This window comes from Curtobacterium citreum, from assembly GCF_006715175.1.
Taxonomy (GTDB): domain Bacteria; phylum Actinomycetota; class Actinomycetes; order Actinomycetales; family Microbacteriaceae; genus Curtobacterium; species Curtobacterium citreum.
The window spans coordinates 542,941-569,696 of the sequence record NZ_VFMQ01000001.1; the positions used below are offsets into that span (position 1 = coordinate 542,941).

The 26,756-nt window shown below is 71.8% G+C and carries 30 protein-coding genes; 23 read left to right on the forward strand and 7 right to left on the reverse strand.

The window, feature by feature from the left end; genetic code table 11:
* Positions 1-30 precede the first annotated feature (30 nt).
* Entirely contained in the window at positions 31-1,248 is a 1,218-nt protein-coding gene (locus FB462_RS02725; RefSeq protein WP_141860009.1) for a sensor histidine kinase, read from the reverse strand.
* Complete coding sequence (locus FB462_RS02730) at positions 1,241-1,867, reverse strand: response regulator (RefSeq protein ID WP_206609173.1); 627 nt, start codon at positions 1,865-1,867, stop codon at positions 1,241-1,243. Before FB462_RS02730 ends, FB462_RS02725 begins: the two co-directional genes overlap by 8 nt.
* Positions 1,868-1,991: 124 nt before the next feature.
* On the opposite strand from FB462_RS02730, the gene FB462_RS02735 reads away from it, so the two are divergent.
* Positions 1,992-2,726: a GntR family transcriptional regulator gene (locus FB462_RS02735; protein WP_141860010.1), complete on the forward strand. Its 735-nt coding sequence runs from the start codon at positions 1,992-1,994 to the stop codon at positions 2,724-2,726.
* 32 nt (positions 2,727-2,758) lie between these two features.
* On the opposite strand, the gene FB462_RS02740 is transcribed toward FB462_RS02735, so the two are convergent.
* Positions 2,759-3,211 carry a PTS sugar transporter subunit IIA gene (locus FB462_RS02740; protein WP_114850380.1) on the reverse strand — a complete coding sequence of 151 codons (453 nt, stop codon included), beginning with the start codon at positions 3,209-3,211 and terminating at the stop codon, positions 2,759-2,761.
* Between the two features lie 369 nt (positions 3,212-3,580).
* Between FB462_RS02740 and FB462_RS17160 the strand changes: the two genes are divergently transcribed.
* The 16 genes from FB462_RS17160 (at position 3,581) to FB462_RS02815 (ending at position 17,491) form a co-directional block, all read left to right on the forward strand.
* A complete protein-coding gene (locus FB462_RS17160; protein WP_167509975.1) occupies positions 3,581-3,826 on the forward strand; it encodes a hypothetical protein in 246 nt (81 codons plus the stop codon).
* A 59-nt stretch (positions 3,827-3,885) separates the two neighbouring features.
* The gene (locus FB462_RS02745; protein WP_114850378.1) at positions 3,886-5,049 is read left to right on the forward strand and encodes a glycosyltransferase; all 1,164 of its coding nucleotides are present in this window, start codon (positions 3,886-3,888) and stop codon (positions 5,047-5,049) included.
* Positions 5,046-6,743: an ABC transporter transmembrane domain-containing protein gene (locus tag FB462_RS02750; RefSeq protein WP_141860014.1), complete on the forward strand. Its 1,698-nt coding sequence runs from the start codon at positions 5,046-5,048 to the stop codon at positions 6,741-6,743. The genes FB462_RS02745 and FB462_RS02750 overlap by 4 nt, the downstream gene beginning before the upstream one ends.
* On the forward strand, positions 6,743-7,117 hold the full coding sequence (locus tag FB462_RS17785; RefSeq protein ID WP_141860015.1) for an ATP-binding cassette domain-containing protein: 375 nt from the start codon (positions 6,743-6,745) through the stop codon (positions 7,115-7,117). The genes FB462_RS02750 and FB462_RS17785 overlap by 1 nt, the downstream gene beginning before the upstream one ends.
* Entirely contained in the window at positions 7,110-8,357 is a 1,248-nt protein-coding gene (locus FB462_RS02760) for a glycosyltransferase (protein WP_141860017.1), read from the forward strand. Before FB462_RS17785 ends, FB462_RS02760 begins: the two co-directional genes overlap by 8 nt.
* Before the next feature lie 82 nt (positions 8,358-8,439).
* On the forward strand, positions 8,440-9,354 hold the full coding sequence (locus FB462_RS02765; protein WP_141860019.1) for a metal ABC transporter solute-binding protein, Zn/Mn family: 915 nt from the start codon (positions 8,440-8,442) through the stop codon (positions 9,352-9,354).
* A gap of 56 nt (positions 9,355-9,410) precedes the next feature.
* Positions 9,411-10,241 (forward strand): metal ABC transporter ATP-binding protein, encoded by an 831-nt coding sequence (locus tag FB462_RS02770; RefSeq protein WP_229666873.1) that lies wholly within the window; start codon positions 9,411-9,413, stop codon positions 10,239-10,241.
* Positions 10,241-11,188, forward strand: coding sequence for a metal ABC transporter permease (locus FB462_RS02775; RefSeq protein WP_058741889.1), 948 nt, complete (start codon positions 10,241-10,243; stop codon positions 11,186-11,188). The genes FB462_RS02770 and FB462_RS02775 overlap by 1 nt, the downstream gene beginning before the upstream one ends.
* Entirely contained in the window at positions 11,185-11,598 is a 414-nt protein-coding gene (locus FB462_RS02780; RefSeq protein ID WP_114850372.1) for a Fur family transcriptional regulator, read from the forward strand. The genes FB462_RS02775 and FB462_RS02780 overlap by 4 nt, the downstream gene beginning before the upstream one ends.
* Positions 11,599-11,608: 10 nt before the next feature.
* The gene (locus FB462_RS02785) at positions 11,609-12,304 is read left to right on the forward strand and encodes an alpha/beta fold hydrolase (RefSeq protein WP_141860023.1); all 696 of its coding nucleotides are present in this window, start codon (positions 11,609-11,611) and stop codon (positions 12,302-12,304) included.
* A gap of 485 nt (positions 12,305-12,789) precedes the next feature.
* Positions 12,790-13,026 (forward strand): 50S ribosomal protein L28, encoded by a 237-nt coding sequence (rpmB, locus tag FB462_RS02790; protein ID WP_022903747.1) that lies wholly within the window; start codon positions 12,790-12,792, stop codon positions 13,024-13,026.
* Positions 13,026-13,196 (forward strand): 50S ribosomal protein L33, encoded by a 171-nt coding sequence (gene rpmG, locus FB462_RS02795; RefSeq protein ID WP_022908193.1) that lies wholly within the window; start codon positions 13,026-13,028, stop codon positions 13,194-13,196. The genes rpmB and rpmG overlap by 1 nt, the downstream gene beginning before the upstream one ends.
* Positions 13,197-13,198: 2 nt before the next feature.
* The gene (gene rpsN / locus FB462_RS02800) at positions 13,199-13,504 is read left to right on the forward strand and encodes a 30S ribosomal protein S14 (protein ID WP_022903745.1); all 306 of its coding nucleotides are present in this window, start codon (positions 13,199-13,201) and stop codon (positions 13,502-13,504) included.
* Between the two features lie 291 nt (positions 13,505-13,795).
* A complete protein-coding gene (locus FB462_RS02805; RefSeq protein WP_058741891.1) occupies positions 13,796-14,083 on the forward strand; it encodes an HU family DNA-binding protein in 288 nt (95 codons plus the stop codon).
* 166 nt (positions 14,084-14,249) lie between these two features.
* A complete protein-coding gene (locus FB462_RS02810; RefSeq protein WP_141860025.1) occupies positions 14,250-16,181 on the forward strand; it encodes a bifunctional copper resistance protein CopD/cytochrome c oxidase assembly protein in 1,932 nt (643 codons plus the stop codon).
* Positions 16,181-17,491: an ATP-dependent DNA helicase gene (locus FB462_RS02815; RefSeq protein ID WP_373286861.1), complete on the forward strand. Its 1,311-nt coding sequence runs from the start codon at positions 16,181-16,183 to the stop codon at positions 17,489-17,491. Before FB462_RS02810 ends, FB462_RS02815 begins: the two co-directional genes overlap by 1 nt.
* A 222-nt stretch (positions 17,492-17,713) precedes the next feature.
* On the opposite strand, the gene FB462_RS17165 is transcribed toward FB462_RS02815, so the two are convergent.
* Positions 17,714-18,175: a DUF4383 domain-containing protein gene (locus FB462_RS17165; protein ID WP_167509977.1), complete on the reverse strand. Its 462-nt coding sequence runs from the start codon at positions 18,173-18,175 to the stop codon at positions 17,714-17,716.
* Between the two features lie 331 nt (positions 18,176-18,506).
* On the opposite strand from FB462_RS17165, the gene FB462_RS02825 reads away from it, so the two are divergent.
* Positions 18,507-19,310 carry a phosphatase PAP2 family protein gene (locus FB462_RS02825; protein WP_144803266.1) on the forward strand — a complete coding sequence of 268 codons (804 nt, stop codon included), beginning with the start codon at positions 18,507-18,509 and terminating at the stop codon, positions 19,308-19,310.
* 290 nt (positions 19,311-19,600) lie between these two features.
* The gene (locus FB462_RS02830) at positions 19,601-20,740 is read left to right on the forward strand and encodes an LLM class flavin-dependent oxidoreductase (protein ID WP_141860028.1); all 1,140 of its coding nucleotides are present in this window, start codon (positions 19,601-19,603) and stop codon (positions 20,738-20,740) included.
* A 173-nt stretch (positions 20,741-20,913) separates the two neighbouring features.
* Here FB462_RS02830 and FB462_RS02835 read toward each other — a convergent pair whose 3' ends face one another.
* Positions 20,914-21,294, reverse strand: a complete 381-nt coding sequence (locus FB462_RS02835) for a DMT family transporter (RefSeq protein ID WP_141860030.1) — start codon at positions 21,292-21,294, stop codon at positions 20,914-20,916.
* Between the two features lies 1 nt (position 21,295).
* Complete coding sequence (locus tag FB462_RS02840; RefSeq protein ID WP_141860032.1) at positions 21,296-21,610, reverse strand: DMT family transporter; 315 nt, start codon at positions 21,608-21,610, stop codon at positions 21,296-21,298.
* 99 nt (positions 21,611-21,709) lie between these two features.
* Here FB462_RS02840 and FB462_RS02845 point away from each other — a divergent pair, with 99 nt between their 5' ends.
* Genes FB462_RS02845 through FB462_RS02860 form a run of 4 tightly spaced genes read left to right on the forward strand, consistent with a single transcriptional unit; the run spans position 21,710 to position 25,617 of the window.
* Positions 21,710-22,288: a TetR/AcrR family transcriptional regulator gene (locus tag FB462_RS02845; RefSeq protein ID WP_114850365.1), complete on the forward strand. Its 579-nt coding sequence runs from the start codon at positions 21,710-21,712 to the stop codon at positions 22,286-22,288.
* A gap of 57 nt (positions 22,289-22,345) precedes the next feature.
* Positions 22,346-23,359 carry a permease gene (locus FB462_RS02850; RefSeq protein WP_141860034.1) on the forward strand — a complete coding sequence of 338 codons (1,014 nt, stop codon included), beginning with the start codon at positions 22,346-22,348 and terminating at the stop codon, positions 23,357-23,359.
* Positions 23,346-24,164: a TIGR03943 family putative permease subunit gene (locus FB462_RS02855; protein ID WP_141860036.1), complete on the forward strand. Its 819-nt coding sequence runs from the start codon at positions 23,346-23,348 to the stop codon at positions 24,162-24,164. The genes FB462_RS02850 and FB462_RS02855 overlap by 14 nt, the downstream gene beginning before the upstream one ends.
* On the forward strand, positions 24,154-25,617 hold the full coding sequence (locus FB462_RS02860) for a hypothetical protein (protein WP_141860038.1): 1,464 nt from the start codon (positions 24,154-24,156) through the stop codon (positions 25,615-25,617). Before FB462_RS02855 ends, FB462_RS02860 begins: the two co-directional genes overlap by 11 nt.
* A gap of 78 nt (positions 25,618-25,695) precedes the next feature.
* Here FB462_RS02860 and FB462_RS02865 read toward each other — a convergent pair whose 3' ends face one another.
* Entirely contained in the window at positions 25,696-26,655 is a 960-nt protein-coding gene (locus FB462_RS02865) for a helix-turn-helix transcriptional regulator (protein WP_114850361.1), read from the reverse strand.
* Positions 26,656-26,756 lie beyond the last annotated feature (101 nt).

Below are 26,756 nucleotides of genomic sequence, written 5' to 3' on the forward strand. Positions count from 1 at the left end.
GAACCCGGGTGGCCGATCGGCCATCGCCGGTCACCCGCGCGGTGGTGCTCCGACCGCGACCTCCGGCGGGACGTGCTCGACGGGCAGGCGCAGGTGCAGCGCGAAGCCGTCCCCGGGTTGCGGGCCGGACTCGAGCCGACCGCCGAGCAGCGACGCGCGTTCACCCAGTCCGATGAGCCCGAGACCGGACCCCGGGAGCTCCAGTCGCTCGGCACGCGGCGGCCCGTTCACGACGTCGACGAGCACCTGCTCGCGGTGCAGCCGGCCGCTGATCCGGACGCTCGCCCCCGGCGCGTGCTTCCGGACGTTCGTCAGGCCCTCCTGCACGAAGCGGTAGACGGCGCGCTGCACCGGCTGCGACAGGGTGTCCGGCAGGTCGACCGCGACCGAGGTCTCCAGGCCGCTCGCCCCGATGAGCCGGTCGAGGTCGCCGAGCAGGGGCTGCGGTGCCATCTCGCGGTCGGTGCCGCCGGACGCGCGGAGCACCTGCACCATCTCGCGGAGCTCCTGCAGGGTCACGACGCAGAGCTGCCGGATCGTCCGCGCGAACTCGCGCTCCCGGTCGTCGCGTCCGGCCATCTGCATCCCGCCGGCCTGCACCGCGATGAGCGTGACCTGGTGCGAGACGACGTCGTGCATCTCGCGGGCCAGGAGCGCCCGCTCGCGGGACAGTGCGATCTCGGCGCCCCGACGACGTTCCTCGGCGCGGGACGCCCGGAGTTCGGCGATGCGGTCGACGAGCACCGCCCGGGTGCGGACGAGCATGCCGATCGCGAGCGGTCCGAGGGCGAAGATGAGCGCGTAGACGGTGGACACGACGATCTCGTCGAGCTGCTGCGGGGGACCGACGACGAAGCCGCTGAACCCGACGAACTGCACGACCGCGGCGAGGAGCATCAGCCACCGTCGACTCGTGCGCTCGCCGAGGGTGAAGAGGGCGATGCTCGCTGCGACGACCCCGGAGCCGATGAAGAGCCCGGGCATCGTGAGCGCGAAGGTCAGCACGGGGAAGCGTCGGCGGAGCACCAGCGCCCCGGCGGCGACCAGGGACAGCGTGATCTCCGTCGTCGTGGCTCCCGACAGGTCGAGCACCGCGTCGACGACCGCAGCCGCCAGGAACACGGCGTCGACCACCCACCACGGCGCCTTCCGGGCGCGCGCCCGGCGCAGGCCGGCGTCGACGAGTCCCTCGAGCCTCCCGTCCAGACCCGACAGCGCAGCCCGGACCCGCCCGGCGGTCTCAGCCATCCAGCAGTCCGGCCTCGGCCGCGCGGAGCGCGAGCTGGACGCGCGTGGTGACGCCGAAGGCGGCGAGCAGGGCGCGCACGTCCTCCTTCACGGTGCCGGTGCTGACGCCGATGCGCTGGCCGATCTCGGGGTTGCTCGCGCCCTCGGCGACGAGTCGCACGACGGCGTGCTCACGGTCGGACAGCTCCGGCGGGACGGCGCTCCGGCGGAGCGCGAACAGGCGGGTGCGGTCGACGCCGGGGGCGAGCACGATGCCCCCGCGGGCCAGCGCCCGGACGTACTCGGCGAGCGACTCGGGGTCGGTGTCCTTGAGGAGGAAGCCGGCCGCACCGGCGTCCATCGCCTCGGCGACGACCTGCGTGTCGGTGTCGAACGTGGTGAGCATCGCGACGGCCGGCGGTTCGGGCAGCTCGCGCAGCTGGGCGAGGACCTGCAGCCCGTTGACCCGGGGCATCCGCACGTCGAGCAGGACCACGTCGGGTCGGTGCCGCCGCACGGTCTCCACCGCGTCCACGTCCCCGCTCGTGGCGAGCACCTCGATGTCCGCCGCGGCGCCGAGGATGAGCTCGAAGCCGTAGCGGACGAGCGTCTCGTCGTCGACGATCACCACCGTGGTCACGGGCGTCATCTTGTCACGACGTTGGCGAACACCGATCGAATCGCTACTGTGAGGCCCACTGGTCATGTCCGCGCATGACCACCTGGACCACCAGCACGCCGAGCGACGGAGCAGAGGGACCCGCATGACGAGCCGCATCACCGAGGGTGCCGAACCGAAGCACCAGCAGCTGCGGCGGATCCTGCTCGACCTCGCGACGACCCGGCTCGCCCCCGGTGCGGCCATCCCGTCGGAGCGGCAGCTCATCGCCGAGTACGGGGTCTCGCGGATCACGGTGCGCGAGGCGCTCGGGCAGCTCGTCAACGAGGGCTACCTGGAGCGCGTGCGCGGCAAGGGGACCTTCGTCGCCCACCGGCCCGTGCAGTCGACGCTGCACCTGGCGTCCTTCACCGAGGAGATGCGGGCGCTCGGGCACGTTCCGACCACCGTCGTGCTCGTCCGCGAGGAGACCGTGCCGCCCGCCGACACCGTGGCCGCGCTGCGCCTGGGGGACGGTGCGACCGCGTACCACCTCAAGCGCCTGCGGATGGCCGACGGGGCACCGGTGTCGATCGACGACGCGTGGCTCTCGGCGGACGCGTTCCCCGGGCTGCTCGAGCACGACCTGTCCGGGTCCGTGTACTCGCTCGCGGCGACCGAGTACGACACCCCGATCGACCGCGCACAGCAGACCGTCGCGGCGAAGCCCGCCGCCGACGACGTCGCGACCCTGCTCGGGACGAAGACGGGTGCGCCCGTGCTCGAGTTCGACCGGGTGTCGTACTCCGGCGACCGGCCCGTGGAGCACAGTCGCTCCTGGTACCGCTCGGACCGCTACCGCGTGCAGATGGAGGTCACGGCGACCAGCCCGGCCGCCTGACCTCCACCGCCGGTCCCGCGCTGCGCGCGGTGTCAGACCGTGAAGAGCGTTGCGCCGTCGGTGAGCACCGAGCCCACGGTGGACTGCTCGACGGAGTCCGGCGCGCTGCCGAGCACCACCACCGGGCAGACGGGGGAGTAGCCGGCGGCGGAGATCACCGACGGGGTGAACCGCACGACGGGGTCGCCCGCGCGGACGGTGTCGCCCTCGGCCGCGAGCAGCTCGAAGCCCTCGCCCCCGAGCTTCACCGTATCGATGCCGACGTGCACGAGGACGTCGGTCCCCGCCGCACCCTGCAGGGCGAACGCGTGCGGGTGCAGCTTGACGATCGAGCCGTCGACCGGGGCGACCGCGGTGACGGGGCCCTCGGCTCCAGTGGGGTCGACCGCGACCCCGGCACCGACGAGCTGTTCGGCGAACACCGGGTCCGGCACGTCCGCCAGGGCGACGACCGGACCCGCGAAGGGCGTCCGGACGGTGGTCACCGCTGACCCCGCTGGCGCCGCGTGCCCGTCGTCGGGACTCCGGCTGCGGCGAGCACGGCGATGGCTCCTGCCACGGCACCCTCCTCCTCACGAGGACATCGACCTGGGCGGAGTTGCCCGGTCGACTCGACTGTAGGCCCTGACCGGACGCTGGCCGTCGAGCGAGTCGACGCCACGGGCAGTTCGCTCGACTCCGGGCGCCCGGACCGGTCCGACGGCGACCGACCGACTGTTGCGCTGTCCGAGTGACGGAACGGGGTCCGTCGTGAGGATGAAGTCCGTGTGGGGGGCTGGACCACGCTCGTCACGGGCCGCTTGACTCTCGGAGCCCGGGGGAGCCTCCCCGACGCGGAAGAGAGGGGAATGCCGATGACGGCACGCGAGATGTTGCTCCAGCAGATCATCGATCAGGACGAGCTGAACGAGGTCCGGGGAGGGGCGTGGATCGACAAGCTCCGCGCTTGGTACTACAAGTACGGGCCCAAGTGCGGCTCGGTCGGCCTCATCGGGATCGGTTCGCCGTCCTGGGTCGGCAAGATGGCTGCGTACGCGATCCTGCACAGCAAGCCGGCGCCGCCGAGCAGCGGCAGCTGCGGTACCTGCATCTGTCACTGAGTTCTGACCGGGCGCCATCGATCGCATCGCCGCGGTCGGTGGTGCCCGCATGGAGAAGCATGCAAACAACTGATGTCTTCCGCTCCCCGGGGGATCTGCCGGTCGGCCTCGGTGCCGTCCGGGCGCAGACCCTCGCGTCGAGCACCTTCTGGCCGATCGACTCACCAGACGTTCCAGTCGACGACGGCTCACTCGTCTTCGTGGTCGTGAGCGCCGGCGACCCGACTCGTGTCCTGCGCTGTGTCGAGAGTCTGACCGCGGACGCTCGTGTGTTGGTCGTCGACAGCGGACCGGGGCAGCTCGACCTCCTTCGGTCGGTGGGCGGCCGGAACGTGGAGGTCGTCCGGCGTCAGTGGACGGGTGACTTCGCGGCAGCACGCAACTTCGCGGTGGACCAGCTGGAGAACGGCTGGGTGGCGTTCGTCGACGACGACGAGTTCCTGCTCCCCGGTCACGCTCAACGGGTCGTCGATGCAGCTCGGGCCCTGGAGAGGCACCCGTTACGCGATCGCATCATCGGTGGTGTCACCGTCCTCGATCAGACTGCCGGAGTCACGCCGTTCCTGCCGCGTCTGTTCCGGGTGCGCGGAGCCGTGCGGTGGAGCGGGCGGCTCCACGAGGTGCCTGTCCTCCGTGCCGACGGTCAGGTCGAACGTGTTGCGCTCGACGTCACCGTGGCGCACGACGGGTACGAGACGGAGGTGGCCGAGCGACGCCGTCGGAACACGACGATCATCGAGGGCTGGAGAGCCGAGGATGGGCCCGAGGGCCGGCGACTTCTCGCGCACGCGCAGGAACTGGCCGCGGAATCCGAGAGTCCGGAGCGCCGACAGGTGCTCCAGGATGCGATCGCGTCCGGAAGTCTGTCCCTCGAGGAGGAGCTGGGTGCGCGACTCTCCCTGCTCGTCGGGCTGCTCCTGGACGGCGGTCCTCGTGCCGTCCTGGAGGCGCATGAACACGAATCCGCCGCTCGCCGTTTCGGAGAGCCGGGCGCGCTCGAGCTCGCGCTCCTCCGCGCTCGGGCGCTGCTGCTGTTCGCCGAGGTCGAGTGCGCGCGCACCCGTGCGCTCCTCGCGCGCCACCTGCAGAGTGGGTCGGCCGGTGACCCGGCGAGTGATCTCGCGGCCCGCGCAGTCGACGTACTCATCGAGCTCACGGATCGCCTCGGGGAGGACAGCGCGCCCTTCCGTGACCTGTACGGTCAGCCCGGAGGAGCGCTGTGAGGTCGTCAGGCATCCCGGACCACGGTTCCCGTAAGCGTGCACCGCACGTCCCGCAACGTCTCGACTCGGACTGCGGCGTCGCCGCGCTGAGCTCCGTCATGGGGTGCTACGGGGTGCGCCGGAGCGTCGGGCGCATGTGGCAGCTGTACGGACGCTCGCAGACGGCGATGTCCCTGCTGGAGCTGCAGCGGGTCGCGGACCGGAACGGGTTCGACGCGACGTGCTACCGGTTCGACGATCTCCGACAGGTGAGCGATCGGTACCTCCCGGCGGTCCTGCACCTCGACCGTGACGGCGGGCACTTCGTGGCAATCGACCGTCAGCGAGGCGACCGTGTCCGGGTGACCGACCCAGCGGGCGACCAAGGATGGGTCCGGAAGGCGGCCCTCGACACCTCGGGCTACCTGATGACCGTGGTGCCGAGCGAGAGGCCGGCGAGTGCGCGCGAGGACCGCAGCGGGGGAGAGGTGGTGCGTGGACTGCTCTGGAGCGCTCGCGGCCGTCTGTCGGGTGTTGCTCTCCTCTCGCTCGCCGCGACAGCGTCCGGCCTCGCAGTGTCCCAGTTCGTCCGGGTCCTCGTCGATCTCGCCGCCGCCGGCGCACTCTCGTCTGCCGCACTGGTCGCGATCGGGATGATCACGCTGCTCGTCGCAGCCGCGGGAGCCACCTTCGGTTGGTTCTCGACCCGGAAGGCCTTCACGAGCTCGGTGTCCATGGAACGCGAACTCGCGCTCGGCTACGGGACGACGGTGCTCTCCCTGGGGGGTACTGCCTTCCGGGCGTACGCCCCCGGAGACCTGATGGCCAGGTTCACGGACCTGTCCGAGATGCGGTCGTTCGTCCACGACTCGGTGCTCTCCGGGATCCTGAGCGCTGCCACTCTGCTCGGTGCGGTGACGGTGCTGGGGTTGCAGAGCCCGGTCGCAGCACTCGCGTGTCTGGTCGGTGTGTCGGCGATCGCATCAGCGAGGTGGATCAAGGGGAAGCGAATCGAGTCACTGCAACGGCGTGCCGCGGGCGCGGAGAGTGCCTTGACCCAAGCCATGGTCGAAGTCGGCGAGGGTTCCGTGACGAACCGTGGGGCAGCCTGGGTCGCCTACCAGCGACCGAGACTGCGTGCGGCCTTCGACGGACTCATCGATCAGACCAGACGGGTCTTCCTCGTCTCCGCAGCGCTCGAGTTCTCCACGGCCTTCGCCGGGAGCGTGGTCCTGATCGTCGTGATGACCCTGATGGCCTTCCAGGTCCAGGCAGGAACGCTCTCGCTGGGTTCGCTCGCTTCGCTCGCGGTCCTGCTCCCGATGATGTCGGGAGCTGCGTTCGCGCTCGCTGGTCTGCAGCAGGACGTCCAGCGGGCGACCGTCAGCGCGGAACGGATCGAGGAGATCTCCTTCGCGCGGGCTGCGCTCCCGGTCTCCGGCGGCGCGCATGCGGGCGACGGGGCACCGTTGCTCCGTGTCGAGGCGCTGCGTGTCGTCGCGGCCGGGAGCGTCCTCGCGGACCTCCCGCGGCTGAGCATCCAGAGCGGTGAGGTCGTCGGGCTGCGAGGTCCCAACGGAGCGGGGAAGTCGACGATCTGCCGGGTGTTGGCGGGTCTCGAGGACGACTGGACCGGCTCAATCGCGCTCGACGGGGAACCGCTCCGCGACGCCGGCGGCGAGCCCGTGCGGTACGTCCCGATGCCGTGGCCGTGATGGCCGACACACTCTTGAACAACGTCACGTTCGGTCGGGACATCGAGGACGTCGATCGGATCTGTACGGCGGTCGGTCTCGACGACCTGGCCAGCCGGCTCCCGCTGGGCTACGCGACACCCATCGGACCGCCGCACGTCCGTCTCTCCGGAGGCGAATCGCAGCGGGTCGGCATCGCCCGGGCGCTCGTCGATCGGCCCCGTCTGCTGATCCTGGACGAGGCGACCCGGATGCTCGACGTCGCGACCCAACGCGTGATCGTGGACCGGATCATGGGGCTGGGACTCTGCTCTGCCGTGCTGCTCGTGTCGCACAGCGAGGCGCTCGACAGCCTGGCCACGCGCGTGGTCGAAGTCGGGGTGCCGAATGTCTGACGGGTGCTGGGACGTCCCGAGTGCGCGCGCGGCCATGGGCGCCACGGCCTCGGCCCGAGAACGCGCGTTCCTCCTCCGTCGGATCGCCGTGCTGACGAAGGTGGCGCGCGGGAACATCCTGATGTCCTCCGCGAACCGGCGTCCGGATGCCACGGAGTCCTCGTCGACGGTCACGTACTGCATCCTGGCGTCCGTCCCGGGAACCGACCTCTGTCCGACGCTGTCCTCACTCCCACCCGGAGCAGACGTCCTGGTCGTCGGAGTGGACGACGTGTCGGAGATGCGGCCCGCGGACCGACCGGACCTGCGGGTCACCGCGATCCCGTTCCGATGGAGGAACGACTTCGCGGCGGCGCGGAACGCGGGACTGGATGCGGCCGGCGAGGGTTGGGTCGTGTTCGTCGACACCGATGAAGTGTTCGTGCCGCAGGCATCCGAGTCGCTGGAAGAAGTGCTGCGACACTTCTCGCAGCACCCAGCGAGCGGCCGGCTGGGCGTCTCGCTCCGCGTCTGGGACGGCAATCGCGGGACGGTCTCGCGGGTGGGTCGGGTGATACGAGCGGACGGTCTGGTCCGGTACCGGGGCGCCCTGCACGAGGAGCTCTTCGTCCGCGGCGGAGTCGTCCTCCAGGTCGACCTCGACTGTGACCTCGTGCACGACGGGTACGACGGCGCTGCTGGAGCCGACAAGGCCCGCAGGAACCAAGAGGTTCTGGACGCCGTCGTGGCACGTGGTGAGGCGACCGCGAAGGACCACTACTACCGGAGCCGGGACGCCCGGCCGCTCCGGACCGACGAGGCCACCGAGGCTGACCTTCGTGCGGCGATCGTCCTTGGGCCGCAGACGATCGCCTTCCAAGGGGAACCCCACGTCGCTGCGATCCGGGACCTGATCGGGAGCCAGTTGCAGCGCGGTGCGGTCTCGCAAGCCAGATCGACGCTCGAGACCTCCGAGCAGCAGCTCGACGTCGCGGACCGTGACTCGCTGGCACTCTCCATCGAGCGCGAGGCGCTCCGACAGCAGGCGCGGCAGATCCGGTCTCGCGTCGCCGCGCAGTTGCTGGGTGGGTCCGAGGCCGACCCGGGGCTGCTCGATGACCTCGGTCTGCTCTCGCTGCTCGTCGGCGACGACAGCACCGCGTGGGCGGTGCTGGAGGGCCGACTCGGGGGAACCGTCCCGGACCGGTTCCGAGAAGCTGCCATCGGGATCCGGGACGCGCTCGAGCGTCTCGGAGCGTGAGCGGAGCGCGCCCGCCCGTCTGAACAGGCTCGCATGAGATCGGTTTTGACAATCGTTATCAAGTAGGCCTACGGTCGTCAGCATGCAGAACCGCCGCCTCCTCGCCCTGCCGCTCGTCGCCGGCGCCGCCGCGCTCGTCCTGACCGGCTGCGCGACCTCCTCGTCCCCTGGCAGCGCGTCGAGCGACGGCACGGTCCGCGTGGTCGCCTCGACGAACGTCTACGGCTCGATCGTGCAGTCGATCGGTGGGAAGGACGTCGAGGTGACGAGCATCCTCGACGACCCGTCGCAGGACCCGCACTCGTTCGAGTCGAGCGCGAAGACGCAGCTCGCGGTCTCGAAGGCCGACCTGCTCATCGAGAACGGGGGCGGCTACGACGACTTCATGACCACGCTCGCGAAGTCCGCGAACACGAAGGCCCCCACCATCAACGTGGTCGACCTCTCCGGGCTCGAGAAGGACGGGGACAAGGAGTTCAACGAGCACGTGTTCTACAGCTACCCGACCATGGTGAAGCTCGTGGCCGAGGTCGAGCAGCGGCTGGCGAAGCTCGACGCCGGGCAGGCCGACACCTTCGCGGCGAACGCGAAGACGCTCACCACGAAGCTCGAGGACCTCGAGTCGCAGACCGCCGCCGAGAAGCAGAAGGTCGACGGGGACAAGGTGGCCTACACCGAGCCCGTCCCGGGGTACCTGTTCGAGGCGATGGGCCTCGACAACGTCACGCCCGAGGCGTTCTCGGAGGCGATCGAGGAGGGCGACGACGTCCCGCCGGCGGCCCTCAACGACACGCTCAAGCTGTTCAGCGACAAGACCGTGCGGCTCCTCGCCTACAACGAGCAGACGTCCAGCCCGGAGACCGAGCAGGTCAAGAAGGCAGCCGACCAGGCCGACATCCCGGTGGTCGGTGTCACGGAGACGCTCCCGAAGGGGAAGGATTACGTCTCGTGGCAGCAGGCGAACATCGACGCGATCACGGCGGCCCTCGCGAAGTGACCGCCGTCCAGACCCCCTCGCGAACCGCTGCGGCCCCCGGCCGTGGCGGTTCCGCCGTGCTCGAACTCCGTGACGCGGCCCTGTCGTACGGCTCCCGGGCGCTGTGGTCGCACCTCGACCTCGACCTCGCACCCGGGGAGTTCGTCGCCGTGCTCGGGCCGAACGGCGCCGGCAAGACCTCGCTCCTGCGCACGGTCCTCGGCCAGCAGCGCCTGACCAGCGGCACGATGTCGTTCCTCGGTCAGCCCGTCCGACGCGGCCACCGCCGGATCGGGTACATCCCGCAGCAGCGGCTCATGGAGTCCGGTACCCCGCTCCGTGCGCGGGACATGGTCGCGCAGGGCGTGACCGGTTCGCGCTGGGGCGTGCTGCCGGCCAGCCGTGCGGAGCGCGTGCGGATCGACCGGATCCTCGACGAGGTCGGCGCGACGGCGTTCGCGGACGCCCCCGTCGCCGAGCTGTCCGGCGGCGAGCAGCAGCGCACCCGCGTCGGGCAGGCGATCGCGGCCGACCCCGCGCTGCTCCTGTGCGACGAGCCCCTCATCTCGCTCGACCTGCGGCACCAGCGCGGCGTCACCGAACTGATCGACCGGCAGCGGCAGCAGCAGGGCGCCGCGGTGCTGTTCGTCACGCACGACGTGAACCCGATCCTCGACGTGGTCGACCGCGTCCTCTACATCGCCGGCGGGCGCTTCCGGATCGGCACTCCGGACGAGGTCCTGCGCGCCGACGTGCTGAGCGACCTGTACGGCACCCCCGTGGACGTCGTCCGGACCATGGGACGCATCGTCATCGTCGGCGGCAACGAACCCCACGACCAGACCGGGGCGCACCACCACTGCGACCCCGACCCGCAGGCGACCGTGCCGGACGAAGGGCGGATCTGATGGACGTGCTGTCGACCGTCTTCTCGTTCCAGGACTACGGCGAGCTGCTCGTGCTCGTCCAGAACTCGATCTGGGCCGGCGCGGTGCTCGGCATCGTCGGCGGCCTGATCGGCCCGTTCGTCGTCGCCCGGAACATGCCGTTCGCGGTGCACGGCATCTCGGAGCTGTCCTTCGCGGGGGCGAGCGCGGCGCTGCTGTTCGGCGCGAACGTCGTCACCGGCTCGCTCGTCGGGTCGGTCGTCGCGGCGCTGCTCATCGGCCTGCTCGGCTCCCGGGCCCGCGAGCGCAACTCGATCATCGCCGTCCTGATGCCGTTCGGCCTCGGGCTCGGCATCCTCTGCCTCGCGCTCTACAAGGGCCGCGCGGCGAACAAGTTCGGCCTGCTCACCGGGCAGATCGTCTCGGTCGACAACCCCCAGCTCACCTCGCTCGTGGTCGTGTCGGCGATCGTCGTCGTGACGCTGCTGCTCGTCTGGCGCCCGCTGATGTTCTCCTCCGTCGACCCGGACGTCGCCGCGGCCGCCGGGGTCCCGGTCCGGACGCTCGCGCTCGTGTTCATGCTCGCGCTCGGCCTGGCGACCGCGGTGTCCGTGCAGATCGTCGGCGCGCTGCTCGTCCTGTCGCTCCTCGTGACCCCGGCCGCCGCCGCGCTCCGACTGACCTCGCACCCGGTGGTCGTCCCCGTCCTGTCGACGGTGTTCGCGGTCGTGTCGGTCGTCGGCGGCATCCTGCTCGCCCTCGGTGGCGGGCTGCCGATCAGTCCGTACGTCACCACCATCTCGTTCCTCATCTGGGTCGTCTGCCGCATCGTCGGCTCCAGGAGGGACCGCCGTGGACGCGACCGGGTCGCGGTCCGCGAGCAGACCGCCGGGGGCGAGCCGCGCCTCCCGGCCGGCGGAGCCGACGCGTCGACCGACGCGGGCCGCAGGGAAGGAGTCACCGCGTGAACGCCGTGCAGAAGCCGAAGCGGAACACCTGGCAGCGCGAGGCGGTGCGAACCGCCCTGTCGAGCACCGAGGGGTTCGTCAGCGCGCAGGCGCTGCACCAGCACCTGCGGGACGACGGGTCCACGATCGGCCTGGCGACCGTCTACCGGGCGCTCGCCGACCTGGCGACCGAGGGTGACGCCGACTCGCTGCAGCAGGACGGCGAGTCGCTCTACCGTGCCTGCACCACCGACACGCACCACCACCACCTGATCTGCCGGAACTGCGGCCGCACGGTCGAGATCGAGGCCGACCCGGTCGAGCGGTGGGCGCAGGACGTCGCGGCCGCGAACGGCTTCACGAACGCCAGCCACGTCGTCGACATCTTCGGCGAGTGCGCGGTGTGCACGGCGTCGCGGACCGGCGCGTAGTCTCCGGCGCATGCACGTCATCCTGGTGCCCGGGTTCTGGCTCGACGCGAGCGCGTGGGACGAGGTGACCCCGGTCCTGCAGCGTGCCGGGCACTCGGTCCAGACGATCACGCGCGACGGCGACACGCTCGACGAGCAGGTCGCGGCGATCGTGGCCGTGCTCGACGACGTGGCCACGCCGGAGGAACCCGTCGCGCTCGCGGGGCACTCCGGGGCCGGGCCGATGGTGCTCATGGCCGCGGACCAGCGACCGGCGCTCGTCGCGCACCTGCTGTACGTCGACACCTTCCCGGGACCGGAGGGCGGGTGCGTCAACGACGAGCTCCCGGTCGTCGACGGCGTCGTGCCGCTGCCGTCGTGGGACGTCTGGGAGCCGGCGACCGTGCGGGGGATGACCCCGGAACTCCGCGCGGCGTTCGAGCAGCCGGCGGTCCCGGAGCCCGCGGCGGTGCCCTCGGACCGGTTCCACTACGCCGACCCCGCGCGGCACACGATCCCGGCGACGGTGGTGTCCTGCGAGGTCCCGGCGACGGAGCTCGCGGCGATGGTCGCGGAGCACCATGCGTGGACGACGGAGCTCTCGGCGGTGGAGGACCTGACGATCGTCGGGCTCGAGACCGGGCACTGGCCGATGATGACGGCGCCGACGGAGCTCGGGGAGCTCCTGGTACAGGCGTTGGCGCCGCGGCCGACGGCGGCGGCGTAGGGCGATCTTCGGCGCCGGCGCTGGCCGGCGTTCGTCGAGTGGGCAGGCGTTCGTCGAGCGGGCCGGCGTTCGTCGAGCGGGCAGGACATGCCGTGCGCTAGTCGTCGAGTGGGCGAACTTCGTCGTCGCCGCGTGCCGAGCGTGCCAGATCTGGCCCGCTCGCCCCCGCTGCCCGCACCACCTCGCCCCGCCGCTCCGCCGCCTGCCCGCCCGACCCGGCCCGTCGGCCCCGGCTTGCGACACGCGCGGCCGTCCCGTAACGTTGTCCCCTGGTCCGCTGCGTCCGCGTGGCAGACCCAGTTGTTCCAAGCCCTCCGACCGTCGCGAACGCCGCGGTCGCGCGGTGCTCCCGGCCCTTCGACAGGGTCCGCGAGCCTGGGCGGCGCACACAACCCCCTCGGATCGTCCCCGGACGTTCCGCGTGTGCGCCAGGCAAGTGAACTTGGGAGCGGCCGTCCGGTCGCTCGGTACCTCAGGAGGAAACCATGGCAGCAGTGTGCCAGGTGACCGGAGCCACCCCCGGCTTCGGACACAACATCTCGCACTCGCACCGCCGGACGAAGCGTCGCTTCGACCCGAACGTGCAGAAGAAGACGTACTACGTGCCCTCGCTTCGTCGTAACGTCACGCTCACGCTCAGCGCGAAGGGCATCAAGGTCATCGACGCACGCGGCATCGAGTCCGTCGTCAAGGACCTGCTCGCCCGAGGGGAGAAGATCTGATGGCCAAGAAGGGTCAGGACGTTCGTCCGATCATCAAGCTCCGCTCCACGGCGGGCACCGGGTTCACCTACGTGACCAAGAAGAACCGTCGCAACAACCCGGACCGCCTCGTGCTCAAGAAGTACGACCCGGTGATCCGCAAGCACGTCGACTTCCGTGAGGAGCGCTAAGCATGGCGAAGAAGAGCAAGATCGCGAAGAACAACCAGCGCGCCGAGGTCATCGCGCGCTACGCCGAGCGTCGTCTCGAGCTGAAGAAGGCCCTCGTGGACCCGAACGGCACCGACGAGTCGCGTGAGGCTGCTCGCGTCGGCCTGCAGAAGCTCCCCCGCGACGCGTCGCCGGTCCGCTACCGCAACCGCGACGCCATCGACGGCCGCCCCCGTGGCCACCTCGGTGAGTACGGCATCAGCCGTGTCCGCTTCCGCGACATGGCCCACCGTGGCGAGCTCCCCGGCATCACGAAGAGCTCCTGGTAAGCACCGGCTCCAGCGAACGCCCCGTCCCCTCCGAGGGACGGGGCGTTCGTCGTCCGCGGACCCGTACCGGGGTACACGGCCGTCACATCCGTCACTCGGACCTCACCAGACCCTCGACAACCCCGGAAATCCGGGCGAGTCGGTCCGCGACGACCCGTCCGGCTGGTAGGTTCGCTGACGGTTCCGCCGGGTGTCCTGCCCGCCGGTCCAGAACGTCCAGGGCACCCGCTCCGGGCGGGCGGGCGTCCCGCACGTCCCACCGACACTGCAAGAAGTCCGAGGAGGACATCCATGGCTGACAAGTCACTGAACCGCACCGAGCTCGTCGCTGCCGTCGCGCAGGAGTCCGGCCAGAGCCAGGCCACCGTCAACGGCGTCGTCGACGCGCTGTTCAGCGTCGTCTCGTCGTCGGTCTCCGACGGCACCAAGGTCACCATCCCCGGCTGGATCGCCTTCGAGAAGACCCACCGCGCCGCACGCACCGGCCGCAACCCGCAGACGGGTGAGGCCATCGAGATCGCCGCGAGCGACTCGGTCAAGGTCAGCGCCGGCTCGAAGCTCAAGGCAGCCGTCAAGTAAGACCACTGCACCACACGGAAGGGACGGCTGCGGCCGTCCCTTCTGCCGTTCCCGGGTCCGGCCGGCGGTCCGCGACACTCCTGCACCGGCCTGGAGGCGCGGACCACCGCCCACAGGCAGCTCCGTCGGGTGGGTGGTCGCTCCGGGCAGCGCCTAGGCTTGTCGGGTGGATCGGATCGCGCGCATCGCCGGCCCCGCCGTGCTGCTGCTCGTCGGGTTCGTGTCGCTCCTCGTCGCGCTCGTCGTCGGCGGGGGCGCGGACCGTGCCCTGATCGCCGACCCCGGCGCGGTCGTGCGCTTCGGGCTGCCGATCGCGCGGCTCGTCGTCGACCTGGCCGCGGCCGCCACCATCGGCGGGCTCGCGCTCACCACGGTGGGACTCTCGCGCAGCCGCCCGGAGTGGAACCGAGCCATCGACATCGCGGCGGGCGCGGCCGGTGTGTGGACCGTCGCGGCCGCCGTCGCCACCTTCTTCACGTTCCTCAGCGTCGCCGGTTCCCGGATCAGCCTCGACGAGCAGTTCGGCCAGTCGATGGGGGTCTTCCTCACCGGCACCGACCTCGGGCTCGCCTGGCTCGTCACCGTCCTGGTCGCCGCGGCCGTCACGGTCCTGTGCTTCGCCGTCCGGGCACGCGGCATGGTCGCGCTGACCGCCGGCATCGCGATGATCGGGCTGATCCCGATCGCGCAGCAGGGGCACGCCGCCGGCACCGCGAGCCACGACTCCGCGGTGACCGCACTCGGGCTGCACCTCGTCGGCGCCGCGCTCTGGGTCGGCGGACTCGTGCTCCTCGTCCTGCTCCGCGGGGTCCTCGGCGGCGATCGCCTGCCGTTGGTCGTGGGGCGGTACTCGAGCATCGCGCTCGGGTGCTTCGTCCTCGTCGCGGTCTCGGGCGTCGCCTCGGCGCAGATCCGGGTCGGGGCCTTCTCGAACCTCGGCAGCCCGTACGGCGTGCTCGTGATCGTGAAGTCCGCGGCGCTCCTCGCCGTCGGCGTGCTCGGCGCCGTGCACCGCCGTCGGACGATCCGGTCACTCACCGCCGAGCCCGGTCGCCGCGGACCCTTCTGGACGCTCGTGCTCGTGGAGCTCGCGGTGATGGGCGTCGCGAGCGGGTTCGCCGCTGCGCTCGGACGCACCGCGACCCCGGTCGACCAGGTCGCGCTGAGCAAGACCACCAACCCGTCGCCCGCCGAGCTCCTGACCGACGACCCGTTGCCCCGTGACCCGGGCGCCTGGGGCTGGCTGACGGCGTGGAACATCGACCTGTTCTGGCTCATGGCCGCGGTGCTCGTCGCCGCCGCGTACGTCGCGGGCGTGGTCCGGCTCCGCCACCGCGGGCAGGGCTGGCCGGTCGGCCGGTCGGTGGCGATGGGGATCGCGCTCGTGTCGCTGGTCGTCGCGACCTCGGGCTCGCTGCACACCTACGACCGCTTCCTGGTCTCGGCGAACGTCGGCGCGCACGTCGTCCTCGGCCTGGTGGTGCCCGCGCTCCTCTGGGCCGCGGCGCCGGTCCGGCTCGTCCGCGCCGCGGTGCAGACGCGTGACGACGACAGCACCGGGGTCCGCGAATGGACGGGGCTCCTCGTCGACAACGGCGTCGTGCGGTACCTCGTGCAGCCCTTCCCGGCGTTCGTGCTCCTCGCCACGGTGTGGTGGGCGCTCTACGGCACCCAGGTCCTGCGCTGGTCGGTGAGCGACCCGACCGGCCGCACACTCGTCGACGTCGGCCTGCTCCTGGTCGGGCTCCTCGCCGTCCCCACCCTGCTCACGCCGGTCGCCGCCGGTGCCCGCTCGGCCTCGGTCCCCGCCGCCCTGGTCCGGATCGCCGGCGCCGTGGTCGTCGCGGCCGGTGTGGTCTCGCTCGGCGTCGCGCTGCAGGGGCCGCTCGGGCTCGTGCAGGCGTCGTGGTTCGGGGCGATGGGGCGGACGTGGGGTCCGGATCCGCTCGTCGACCAGGCGCGCGGCGGGGTGGTCCTCGTCGTCGCCGGATCGGCCCTGCTCGTCACGGTCGTGGTCGTCGTCCTGCTCCGACTCCGTCGGGACCGCGGCGCCGTGACGGACCCGCGGCCGACCGAACCGGTGACGACGGACGCCTGATGGCCGTCGAGCTCAGCGCCGAACAGCGGGCCGTCTTCGAGTACATCGAGACGACACGCGACCACGTGTTCATCACCGGTCGTGCCGGGACGGGCAAGTCCACGCTCCTGAACCACCTGTCGTGGAACACCGAGAAGCAGGTCGTGATCTGCGCACCGACCGGGGTCGCCGCGCTGAACGTCGGCGGGCAGACGATCCACTCGCTCTTCCGCCTGCCCATCGGACTCATCGCCGACGCCGAGCTCCGCCAGGGACCCGAGACCCGCAAGCTCCTCAACACCATCGACACGCTCGTGATCGACGAGGTCTCGATGGTGAACGCCGACCTCCTCGACGCCATGGACCGCTCGCTGCGCAAGGCCCGCGGACGGCAGTTCGAGGCCTTCGGCGGCGTCCAGGTCGTGATGTTCGGTGATCCCTACCAGCTGCCGCCGGTCCCGGGCGACGGGGACGAGCGCGCCTACTTCACCGACCACTACCGGTCGATGTGGTTCTTCGACGCGAAGGTGTGGCTCGAGGCCGAGCTGCACATCGTCGAACTCGCGAAGGTGCACCGGCAGCGTGACGACGCCTTCGCGGCCATGCTCACCGCGGTGCGGCACGGGCGCGTCACCGCCGACGTCGCCGGGCAGCTCAACGCCGCGGGGGCACGGCCGGCACCCGACGACGCGATCACGCTCGCGACCCGGAACGACACCGTGGCCCGGATCAACAAGGCGGCGCTCGACCGGCTCCCCGGCAAGGTCAAGACCGCCAGGGCCGACGTCAACGGCGACTTCGGCGGTCGGAACTTCCCGGCCGACGAAGCGCTCGAGCTCAAGCCCGGCGCGCACGTGATGTTCCTGCGCAACGACCCCGACCAGCGCTGGGTGAACGGCACGCTCGGCGTCGTGACGACCATCCGTGACACCGTGTGGGTCGACGTCGACGGGGAGTCGTTCGAGGTCCAGCCGTCCGTGTGGGAGAAGTTCAAGTACTCCTACGACCCGGACAAGAAGGAACTCAAGAAGGACACCGTGGGGGAGTTCCAGCAGTTCCCGCTCCGCCTGGCCTGGGCGGTGACGATCCACAAGTCGCAGGGCTCGACGTACGACCGCGCCGTGGTGGACCTCGGCAACCGGGTGTTCAGCGCCGGGCAGACCTACGTCGCGCTGTCCCGGCTGACCTCGCTCGAAGGGCTGTACCTGACGCGCCCACTCCGGCCGCAGGACATCATCGTCGACCTGGACGTCCGACGCTTCATGTCCGAGGCTCCCCGGATCGTGGCGACCGAGCTCGAGGCCGCCCGCCAGCCCGACGCCGACGCCTGAGGTCCACCGCGTCCGCCGCTCGTCCGACGCGCCCGCAACCCGACGATCGTCGTCCGCCGAGTGGCCCAGATCTGGCGCGACCGAGCGTCACCGCCGACGGATCGTGCACGCTCGGCGGGCGACGCGCGGCGTGTCCTGCCCGCTCGCGCGCCAGCACTCGCCCCCCCCGACGCGACGACGCCCCGCCCACCGGGGTGGACGGGGCGTCGGGGGAGCGGTCGATCAGACGGTGACGTCCATGCGGCGCGAACCGCGGATGGCGCGGATGTTCTCACGGTCGGCGCCGAACGCCGTCAGCAGCAGCACCACACCGACGATCGCGTGGAACAGGTTGTCCGCGAAGGTCAGAGCGAAGACGTTGGCAGAGGTGTTGCCGAGCGCGAAACCGTACACGGCCATGACGACGAGCACGATGCCGACGAGCAGGTTGCCGTTCCGCGACCCGATGGTGGTGCCGAGGCCCGTGATGAGCAGCACCACGGCGAGGAGCACCCAGAGCAGCGACATCGCCGGGTTCACGCCGAACGCGTTCCAGAGCATCCCGCCCTGGCGGCTGAAGAAGCCGGGGTCGCCGTCGGCGGCGAGGAAGAAGCCCAGGAAGCCCCAGAGCGCGAGGAGGGCACCTGCCGTCAGGGCCAGGCCGCGGTTCGGCGAGGCGGTGATGCTCGGTTCCTTGATGGCCACTTCGGTCTCCTCCTGGTACAGGGTGGTGGCGGTGGGCCCGCCGGCGTACGGAGCCGGTGCGTCCGCCCGTGTGCCGCGTGCGGTGCGGCCGTCGCTCCCGGAGGGGGTGCTCCCCTCGTTCACAGGCGCAGACCGGCGGACCAACGGTATCGTGACCGGCCCCGACCGTCCGAATCGCACCCGAGGAACCAGGCGCACGAGGAGGCCGATGACCGCCACACCGAGGAGGACCAGTCCGGTGACCCGAACGCCCGACCGCACGGCACCCGAGTCGCGGGGACCGAGCGTCTCGCGACGGCTCCGGTGGGGGCTGCTTGCGGCTCTGGGGTTCGTGATCGTTCCTTCCGTCTACGCGGCCGCCGTGCTGACGTCCGTCGGCCAGCGGGTCGAGGACGCCGCGCTGGGCGGGGTCCGCGAGTCCGACCTGTTCGGTTCGGACACTGCGCTGAACGTCATCTCGGTGCCGGTCATCCTGTTGCTGGTCGTCGTCATCGCGGCCGTGGCGTTCGCCCGACGCCGGCTCGCGGTGGGGCTCGGAGCAGGTGTCGTGGTGCTCGCGTCGGCAGCGACCTCGACGCTCGTGAAGCGTATCGCCGAGCGCCCGGAGATCGCCCAGTCGACGACCCCCAACTCGTTCCCCTCCGGTCACGCCACCATCGCGCTGGCCGCCCTGTTCGCCGTGCTCATGGTGACGCCGAGGCGCTTCCGCGGGGTCGTCACCCTCCTCGGCACCGCGTACGCGGTGTTCGTCGCGAACCAGACGGTGGTCTACGGCTGGCACCGGGTGAGCGACATCGTCGGCGCTTGCGCGATCGCCCTGTTCTGGGTGGGCGTCGTCCGGGCCGTCGGACCCCGGGTGGACCGCGGTGAGCGCGGTGACCGTGACGGCAGCAGAGCACCTCGGCGGGTGGTGACCACGATCCTGCTGATCGGCACCGCCGTCACGTTCCTGGTCGGCGTCGTGGCGCTCGTCGTCGGCCTGGCCGGGGGCTCGCACGACCACGGTGCGATCCTGGTCGCCGGGCGCATGGCGTCGAGCGCGAGCGTGCTCGCCGTCGTCTCCGTGGTCTGGCTCGCGGATCGTCAGCACCACGCGGACCGGACCGACACCGCCGCGCTGCCCGCCCCGCGCTGACGCCCGCACGTCCGAGCCCGTCCGACCCCGTCCGACCCGTCCGCCCACACGCGCCGCCCCTGTCGATGGAGCAGACGACGTCGGGTACCGGCGCAGGACCCGACATCGTCTGCTCCATCACGAGCCAGCGACTGGCGAGAGCCGGTGTCGGGCGGGCACCGCACCCGAGCCCGGCACTGGCGGGAATGCCTCCGCCTGCGCTACGTTGTACCCACCAAGTCGATGCAAACGCATTGATTGGGCGCTGGTGGACGAACCGGCGCGAGCGAGCAAGCCAGGAGGCGTGCACCATGCAGTTCGGCATCTTCACCGTCAGCGACGTGACGACGGACCCCACCACCGGCCGGACGCCGGACGACACCCAGCGCGTCAAGGACATCCTGACGATCGCCGAGCACGCCGACCAGGCGGGCCTGGACGTCTTCGCCACGGGTGAGCACCACAACCCGCCGTTCGTCGCCTCGAGCCCGACGACGATGCTCGGCTACCTCGCCGGTCGGACGAAGCACATCACCCTGTCGACCAGCACGACGCTGATCACCACGAACGACCCGGTGCGCATCGCCGAGGAGTACGCGATGCTCCAGGTGATCTCCGACGGCCGCATGGACCTCATGATGGGCCGCGGCAACACCGGCCCCGTGTACCCCTGGTTCGGCCAGGACATCCGCCAGGGCGTGAACCTGGCGATCGAGCACTACGCGCTCGTCCGCCAGCTCTGGGAGAACGACGTCGTGGACTGGCAGGGCAAGTTCCGCACCCCGCTGCAGGGCTTCACGTCGACCCCGCGTCCGCTCGACGGCGTCCCGCCGTTCGTCTGGCACGGTTCGATCCGCACGCCCGAGATCGCCGAGCAGGCGGCCTACTACGGCGACGGCTTCCTGCACAACAACATCTTCTGGCCGATCCAGCACACCGAGCAGATGGTCGGTCTGTACCGCCAGCGCTTCGAGCACTACGGGCACGGCACCGCCGACCAGGCGATCGTCGGTCTCGGTGGGCAGTTCTTCGCCCGGAAGAACTCGCAGGACGCGTGGGACGAGTTCCGCCCGTACTTCGACAACGCCCCGGTCTACGGTCACGGCCCCTCGATGGAGGACTTCACCGCCCAGACCCCGCTCACGGTCGGCTCCCCGCAGCAGGTCATCGACCGGTACGCGACGATGAAGGACCACGTCGGGCACTACCAGCGCCAGCTGTTCCTGATCGACCACGCGGGGCTGCCGCTCAAGACGGTGCTCGAGCAGATCGACATCCTGGCCGAGGACATCGTCCCCGAGCTCCGTCGCATCAACGACGCAGACCGTCCGGCGCACGTGCCGTCGGACCCGCCGTCGCACGCGGACCGCGTGGCCGCGGCCCTCGCCGCCGGCACCGTCGGCAGCGACCACGTCGCGGCCGAGGATGCGTGGACGGGCGCGTCCGTCTGACCGCAGACGTGACCACCTGACGGACGGGAGGCACGGTGCCAGCTGGCACCGTGCCTCCCGTCCGTCACGCCGGTGACGTTCCGTCCCATCGCGACCGACCCGGGATGCCGATCCGCGCATCGGAAGCCGGATCTCCGGTCCTCCGATGCGCGGATCGGCCTCCTGTGCGCGGATCAGTCTCCGACGCACGGATCGGAGTGCGAGGTGCGGGCGGGGGCTGGGCGGGCGGGGGCCGGGCGGGCGGGGACGAGCTTCAGGCCGACGACGCAGCCGACGATCCCGGCGATGAACAGCAGGCGCAGGACCGTGACGGGCTCCACTCCGGTTGCCATGCCCCACAGCACGGTGAGCGCGGCGCCGGTGCCCGTCCACACGGCGTACGCGGTGCTGATCGGGATGTGCCGGAGCACGTAGCCGAACGCCACGAGGCTGACGACGATCGTGACGGCGAAGACGGCCGTCGGACCCGGCTGGCTGAAGCCGTCGCTCGCGCCGAGGGCGGTCGCCCAGACGGTCTCGAGCGCGGCGCTGACGAACAGGACGAGCCACGCCACCTCAGCTCACCACCTTGAGGCCGACCACGCAGGCGACCAGACCGAGCACGAGGGCGACCCGGGCCAGCGACGCGGCCTCCTGACGGCGCAGGATCGCGACGACCACGGTCAGCGAGGCGCCGATCCCGACCCAGACGGCGTAGGCCGTACCGACCGGGATCGCCTGCATCGCGAACGCCAGGCCGACCATGCTCAGCGCCATGCCGGCGACGAACACGATCGTCGGGACCACCTTATTGAACCCGTTCGACGCACTCAGCGCGGTGGCCCACACCGCTTCGAGCACGCCGGACGCCACCAGGACCAGCCAGGCCATGAGAGGCTCCTCTCCTCGTTCCGGCGTGAGTCGCACGAGTGTGCGACTCTTACCGGACCGACGGTAGCACGACTCGCACGACCGTGCGAGTATGGACGGATGACCACGCGCGAAGACCTCGAGCAGCGCCGCGTCGACGTGTCCGACGCCGCGTGCCGCGTGCTCGCCCGGGACGGCCTCGGCGCGCTGAGCGTCCGGGGCGTCGCGGCCGAGGCCGGGCTGCCGCCGAGCACCGTCCGGTACGTCTTCCCGACCCAGGCCGCGATGCGCGAGCACGCCATCACGCTCGTGTTCGACCGCACGCGGGAGCGCATCGACGCGATCCCCGCCGGGCTGCCGGACGACGAGACCGCGCGGCGGATCCTGGTCGAGCTCCTGCCGCTCGACGACGAACGCATCGTCGAGCTCGACGTCTACCTGGCGCTCGGGAACGCGGCGCTGACGGACGACGCGCTCCGGCCGGCCCTCGACCGGGTGGTCGCCGAGATGCGCGCCTGGTGCGACCGGATCGTCGCGCTGGTCGGGGTGCCCGAGGACGACCGCGTCGACGAGGCCTGTCGGCTGCACGCCCTCGTGGACGGGCTCTGCGTGCACGTCACACGCCTGGCCCCGGGGGAGTCCGGCGAGTGGGCGATCGCGCTGCTCGACCGGCACCTGACGGGCCTGCCCACGGCCTGAGGCCCGGCACCGCGCGGCTCGGCGGGAGCAGACGTGCTCCTCGCCTATCCTGTCCCGGTGACGAGCGCCCCCACTCGCCCCACCCCGACCCGCACGCTCACCGGCCCCGGCCTGGTGCTCGGTGCCGTCGTGGTGCTGCTCGCCGTGCGCGTCGCGTCGCCGAGCGTCGGGACGACCGGGCTACCGGACGTCGTGCAGGACTTCCTGACGCTGGCGATCAGCGTCGTGGTCGAGTCGCTGCCGTTCGTCGTGCTCGGCATCGTGCTGTCGATCGTCGTCGAGGTGTGGGTGCCCGTCGGCGTGCTCGAGAAGCTGCTGCCCGAGCGCCCGCTGCCCCGGCGCGCGGTGATCTCGCTCATCGGGATGCTCTTCCCGGTGTGCGAGTGCGGCAATGTCCCGCTGGCCCGCGGGCTCATGCTGCGCGGCTTCACCCCGGCCGAGGCGGTCACGTTCCTGGTCGCGGCACCGATCCTCAACCCCCTCGTCATCATCAGCACCGCGCAGGCCTTCGGGTGGTCCGGCTGGATCCTGGTCGTGCGCATCGTCGGCGGGTTCGTGCTCGCGAACCTGGTCGGGTGGATCGTCGCCGCGCACCGCCGCCCGGCCGAGCTGCTCCTGCCCGCGTTCGAGGCTCGGTGCCGCGCAGCCGTCGGCGCACCGCGGGCCCGGAACCGCTGGCGGGAGAGCGCGGCGCAGTTCGGCGGCGAGACCGCGACGATGATGCCGGCGCTGTTCGTCGGCGCCGGGCTCGCCGCGGCGATCCAGGTCGCGGTGCCCCGGTCCACCCTCGTCGCGATCGGGGCGAACCCGGTGCTGTCCGTCGCGGCGATGATGCTCCTCGCCATGACGGTGTCGCTGTGCTCGAACGTCGACGCGTTCTTCGCCCTGTCCTTCGCCTCGACCTTCCTGCCGGGGTCGATCACGGCCTTCCTGCTCATCGGGCCGATCATCGACGTGAAGATGATCGCCCTGCTCCGGACGACCTTCCGGGCGCGCTTCCTGGTGCTGCTCGCCGTCGTCTGCACCCTGTTCACGGCAGCGGTCGGGTTGGTGATGAATGTCCTCGTCTGACAGGGGTCCCGCGTACCTGGGGCTCGGATCGGTGCTCGCGGTCGCACTGTGCACGCTGTGGCTCGCCGCCGTCGGGCACCTCGACCTGTACATCAACCCGCGGTACGACGTCTTCACGATCGTGCTCGCGGCGGTGGCGGTCCCGGCTGCGGTCGCGGGGCTCGTGGTGGTCGCGCGCGGCCACGGGCACCGGCACGACGACGAGGCCGACGACGACCACGGCGACCACCACGACGGGCACGGCGGCCACGGCGCGTCCACCGCGCCGACCCGCCGCCGGGTCCTCGTCCGGGTGCTCGGCGGTGCGGCGGCGCTCGTCACCGTCGGGGTCACGGTCGCGATGCTCGTCCTGCCGCCGGCGACCCTGTCGGCCCGGACGGCGCAGCAGCGGAGCGTGGACACCCCGACGCTCTCGAACGCCACCGGGACGCAGGACGTCGCGCTCCTCGGCAGCGCCGGCGTCGACACCTCGCAGTACGGCGTGAAGGACTGGGCCGCGGTGATCCGCCAGACCACCGACACCTCGTCGCTCGTCGGCAAGCCCGTGCGGCTCACCGGGTTCGTGGTCCCCGGCGCCGACGGCACGTTCACCCTCACGCGCTTCGTGATCAGCTGCTGCGCCGTCGACGCCCAGCCCGTCGGACTCGGGGTCGTCACCGACGGCACCGTGCCGGACGCCGACCAGTGGGTCCGGGTCGAGGGCAAGCTCGCGGCGAACCCCGACCCGTCGGCGGACGCACGCATCGTGATCCGGGCCGCGAGCATCACCCGGATCGCCCAGCCGTCGGACCCGTATGAGTACTGACCGCACCCCGGAGCTGCGCCGCCGGCCGCGCGACCGGTTCCGCCGCCGGCTCGTCGCGTCGCTGACGGTCTTCGTGCTCGTCGGCGCCGTGGCCGCGGTGATCGGCGCGCAGCAGGGCCCGCGGCTGCGCGAGGTCACCTACGACCCGAGCGGGCTGGTGTCCCGGCCGGCGCAGCGGGTGATCCTGACCGCGAACCAGGCGCTGCAGCGCGTGTCCGCCGGGGACGTGACGGTGACCCCGGCGGCCGCACACACGGTGACGTCGAGCGGCAACACCATCGCCGTCGAGTTCGCCGGACCCCTCGCCTACGACCGCTCGTACGAGATCGCCGTGGCCGGTGTGCGGGCACCCGGGCAGCCCGCGACGTCGGAGCTCCGCACGACGATCCGGACGGGCAGCACCGACGTGCTCGCGCTCGTCCCGGCCGCGAGTCGCACGAGCGGGACGAGCGGTACGAGCGGGACGAGCGGCACCGCGGGGAGCGCCGGCAAGGACCGGATCGTCCGCCGATCCCTCGACGCCGGCGGTGCGACGACCGTCTACCAGGCCGCCGACATCACCGAGTACGCCCGGCTCGGCCGCTCCCTGGTGGTCGTGAGCGGCACCGACGGCCGGTCCGCCGTCGACATCGTCTCGCTCGCGGGCGGCGTGCAGGACCCGTCCGCGCCCGTGGAGCACCTCACGCTGCCGACCGCCGAGGGCCGCGTCACCGCCCTGCACGTCGCCGACGACGGCGCGTCCTTCGGGTTCGAGTACGCGGACACCACGACCGGGCAGTCCCGGGACGTCGGCCTGTACGTCGTGGACATGACCGGCACGCACCTGCCGACCGCCGTCGCCGCGGACGGCAAGCCCAGCGCCGGCGCCGTCCCGATGACCGTCGCGCAGTGGGCGTACGTCCCGCGGACCGAGCGGGCCCTCGTCCGGACCGGCTCGGACGACCTCGTGCTCGTCGACGTCAGCGGGCAGACCGACCCCGTGCGGCTCGGGAGCGCCACCTACCTGCACGGCTTCGTGGGCACGGGGACGACGGCCGTGGTCGAGACGGGCACGGGGGTCGTCCGCCTCGACCTCACGGACGGGAAGCGCACGCCCCTGGCCGCGCCGCCGGGGAGCACCGACGCCGCCTACCTCGGGCGGATCGCTCAGCTCGACGACGACACCTACGTGCGGGTGGTGGGCGACGTGCGTGCGGACGGGACCCTCGCCCAGCGGATCCTGCGCGTGGACGCGAGCCGAGCCTCCCGGCTGCCCGTCGTCGTGCCCGCGGACGCGAGCATCACCGCGGTCTGCCCGTCGCCGAACGGGCAGTTCCTCGCCGTCGCGACGAAGTCGGCGACGAGCGACCTGGTGAGCATCGTCGACGCGTCCTCCGGGGAGCTCGAGGCGAGCATCGACGCGGCCTCGGTCGACTGGTGCGGCGCGCTGCCCTCCGGCGACGAGATCAGCTGACACGCGGCGCGCGCGGCAGCAGCGCCGCGCGATCCCGGCACCGCGCAGCGCAGCACCGGCAGCCAGCAGCGCGCCGCGTCAGCGCCGCAGGGTCTGCTTCGGGTACTCCCCGAACCGCCGCAGGTACTCACCCGAGAACCGGCCCATGTGCGTGAACCCCCACCGCACCGCGACGTCCGCGACCGACACCGTGCCCGGCTCGGACCGCAGCAGGTCGTCGTGGGCGCGGCGCAGCCGGACCTCGCGCAGGTACTCCATCGGCGTGCGCTCGAGCACCCGCTGGAAGGACTCCTGCAGCCCGCGGACGCTCAGGTCCGCCGCCCGTGCGATGTCCGACACCGTGAGCGGCTCGTGCGCGCGGGAATGGATCGTCTCGACGGCCGCGCGGACACGGACGTTCCGGTGCTCGCCCCAGCCGACCGGGGCCGTCTCGCCGTGGAAGCGGTACAGGTCGAGCAGGGCGCGGACGACGTCGCGCTGCGCCTCGTGCCAGGCGAGCGACTCGGCACCCTCGTCGCGCAGCGCCCGCACCGAACCGCCGACGGCCGTCCGCCAGCGGTCCACCGAGGCGGCGTCCGGCGGGGTGAAGCGGTCGAACGCGAGCGTGCCGTCGACCAGGTACCGCTCCGACGCGACGTCGAGCACCAGGTCGCGGTCCAGGTGCACGAGCCGCTGGTCCCAGTCGCGGTACTCCATGTCGAAGCGCTGCTCGATCGGGAAGAGCGTCGGGACACCCGGCTGCATGCGGACCGCGTTGCGCCCCACGTCGACGGTCGCGGACCCCGAGTCGATCCACTGCACGACGACCTGCCCCTCGACGGCGACGTCGCCGCGCAGGGAGCCGTGCATCTGGGAGCGCCGGATGCTCATCCGGTCGTCGCCGATCGCGACGTAGCGGTACCAGTAGTCGTCGTCGACGTGCGACGAGTGCCAGGACTTGCCGGCGTACATGCCCGCGAGGTCGGCGACCGCCGCGTCGGTGTCCGTGCCGGACACCGAGACCAGGGACCGGGGTCCCTCGTTCGCCGTGGAGGTCATCGGCCCAGCCTCCCCCCGCGTGCCCGGACCGCGCAGCGTGTCGCGTGGGTCGGACTCGTCGGTCGCGTTCCGCGGACAAGGGCCGCGCGCGCCGGACAGGC

Coding starts and splice junctions, on each gene's coding strand:
- FB462_RS02760 (WP_141860017.1), top strand. CDS start 7,110: ATGTCTGACGGGTGCTGGGACGTCCCGAGTGCGCGCGCGGCCATGGGC.
- FB462_RS02845 (WP_114850365.1), top strand. CDS start 21,710: ATGACCACGCGCGAAGACCTCGAGCAGCGCCGCGTCGACGTGTCCGAC.
- FB462_RS02830 (WP_141860028.1), top strand. CDS start 19,601: ATGCAGTTCGGCATCTTCACCGTCAGCGACGTGACGACGGACCCCACC.
- FB462_RS02765 (WP_141860019.1), top strand. CDS start 8,440: ATGCAGAACCGCCGCCTCCTCGCCCTGCCGCTCGTCGCCGGCGCCGCC.
- FB462_RS02865 (WP_114850361.1), bottom strand. CDS start 26,655: ATGACCTCCACGGCGAACGAGGGACCCCGGTCCCTGGTCTCGGTGTCC.
- rpsN (WP_022903745.1), top strand. CDS start 13,199: ATGGCGAAGAAGAGCAAGATCGCGAAGAACAACCAGCGCGCCGAGGTC.
- FB462_RS02840 (WP_141860032.1), bottom strand. CDS start 21,610: ATGGCCTGGCTGGTCCTGGTGGCGTCCGGCGTGCTCGAAGCGGTGTGG.
- rpmG (WP_022908193.1), top strand. CDS start 13,026: ATGGCCAAGAAGGGTCAGGACGTTCGTCCGATCATCAAGCTCCGCTCC.
- FB462_RS02855 (WP_141860036.1), top strand. CDS start 23,346: ATGTCCTCGTCTGACAGGGGTCCCGCGTACCTGGGGCTCGGATCGGTG.
- FB462_RS02785 (WP_141860023.1), top strand. CDS start 11,609: ATGCACGTCATCCTGGTGCCCGGGTTCTGGCTCGACGCGAGCGCGTGG.
- FB462_RS02775 (WP_058741889.1), top strand. CDS start 10,241: ATGGACGTGCTGTCGACCGTCTTCTCGTTCCAGGACTACGGCGAGCTG.
- FB462_RS17160 (WP_167509975.1), top strand. CDS start 3,581: ATGACGGCACGCGAGATGTTGCTCCAGCAGATCATCGATCAGGACGAG.
- FB462_RS02725 (WP_141860009.1), bottom strand. CDS start 1,248: ATGGCTGAGACCGCCGGGCGGGTCCGGGCTGCGCTGTCGGGTCTGGAC.
- FB462_RS02805 (WP_058741891.1), top strand. CDS start 13,796: ATGGCTGACAAGTCACTGAACCGCACCGAGCTCGTCGCTGCCGTCGCG.
- FB462_RS17785 (WP_141860015.1), top strand. CDS start 6,743: ATGGCCGACACACTCTTGAACAACGTCACGTTCGGTCGGGACATCGAG.
- FB462_RS02860 (WP_141860038.1), top strand. CDS start 24,154: ATGAGTACTGACCGCACCCCGGAGCTGCGCCGCCGGCCGCGCGACCGG.
- FB462_RS02735 (WP_141860010.1), top strand. CDS start 1,992: ATGACGAGCCGCATCACCGAGGGTGCCGAACCGAAGCACCAGCAGCTG.
- FB462_RS02745 (WP_114850378.1), top strand. CDS start 3,886: ATGCAAACAACTGATGTCTTCCGCTCCCCGGGGGATCTGCCGGTCGGC.
- rpmB (WP_022903747.1), top strand. CDS start 12,790: ATGGCAGCAGTGTGCCAGGTGACCGGAGCCACCCCCGGCTTCGGACAC.
- FB462_RS02815 (WP_373286861.1), top strand. CDS start 16,181: ATGGCCGTCGAGCTCAGCGCCGAACAGCGGGCCGTCTTCGAGTACATC.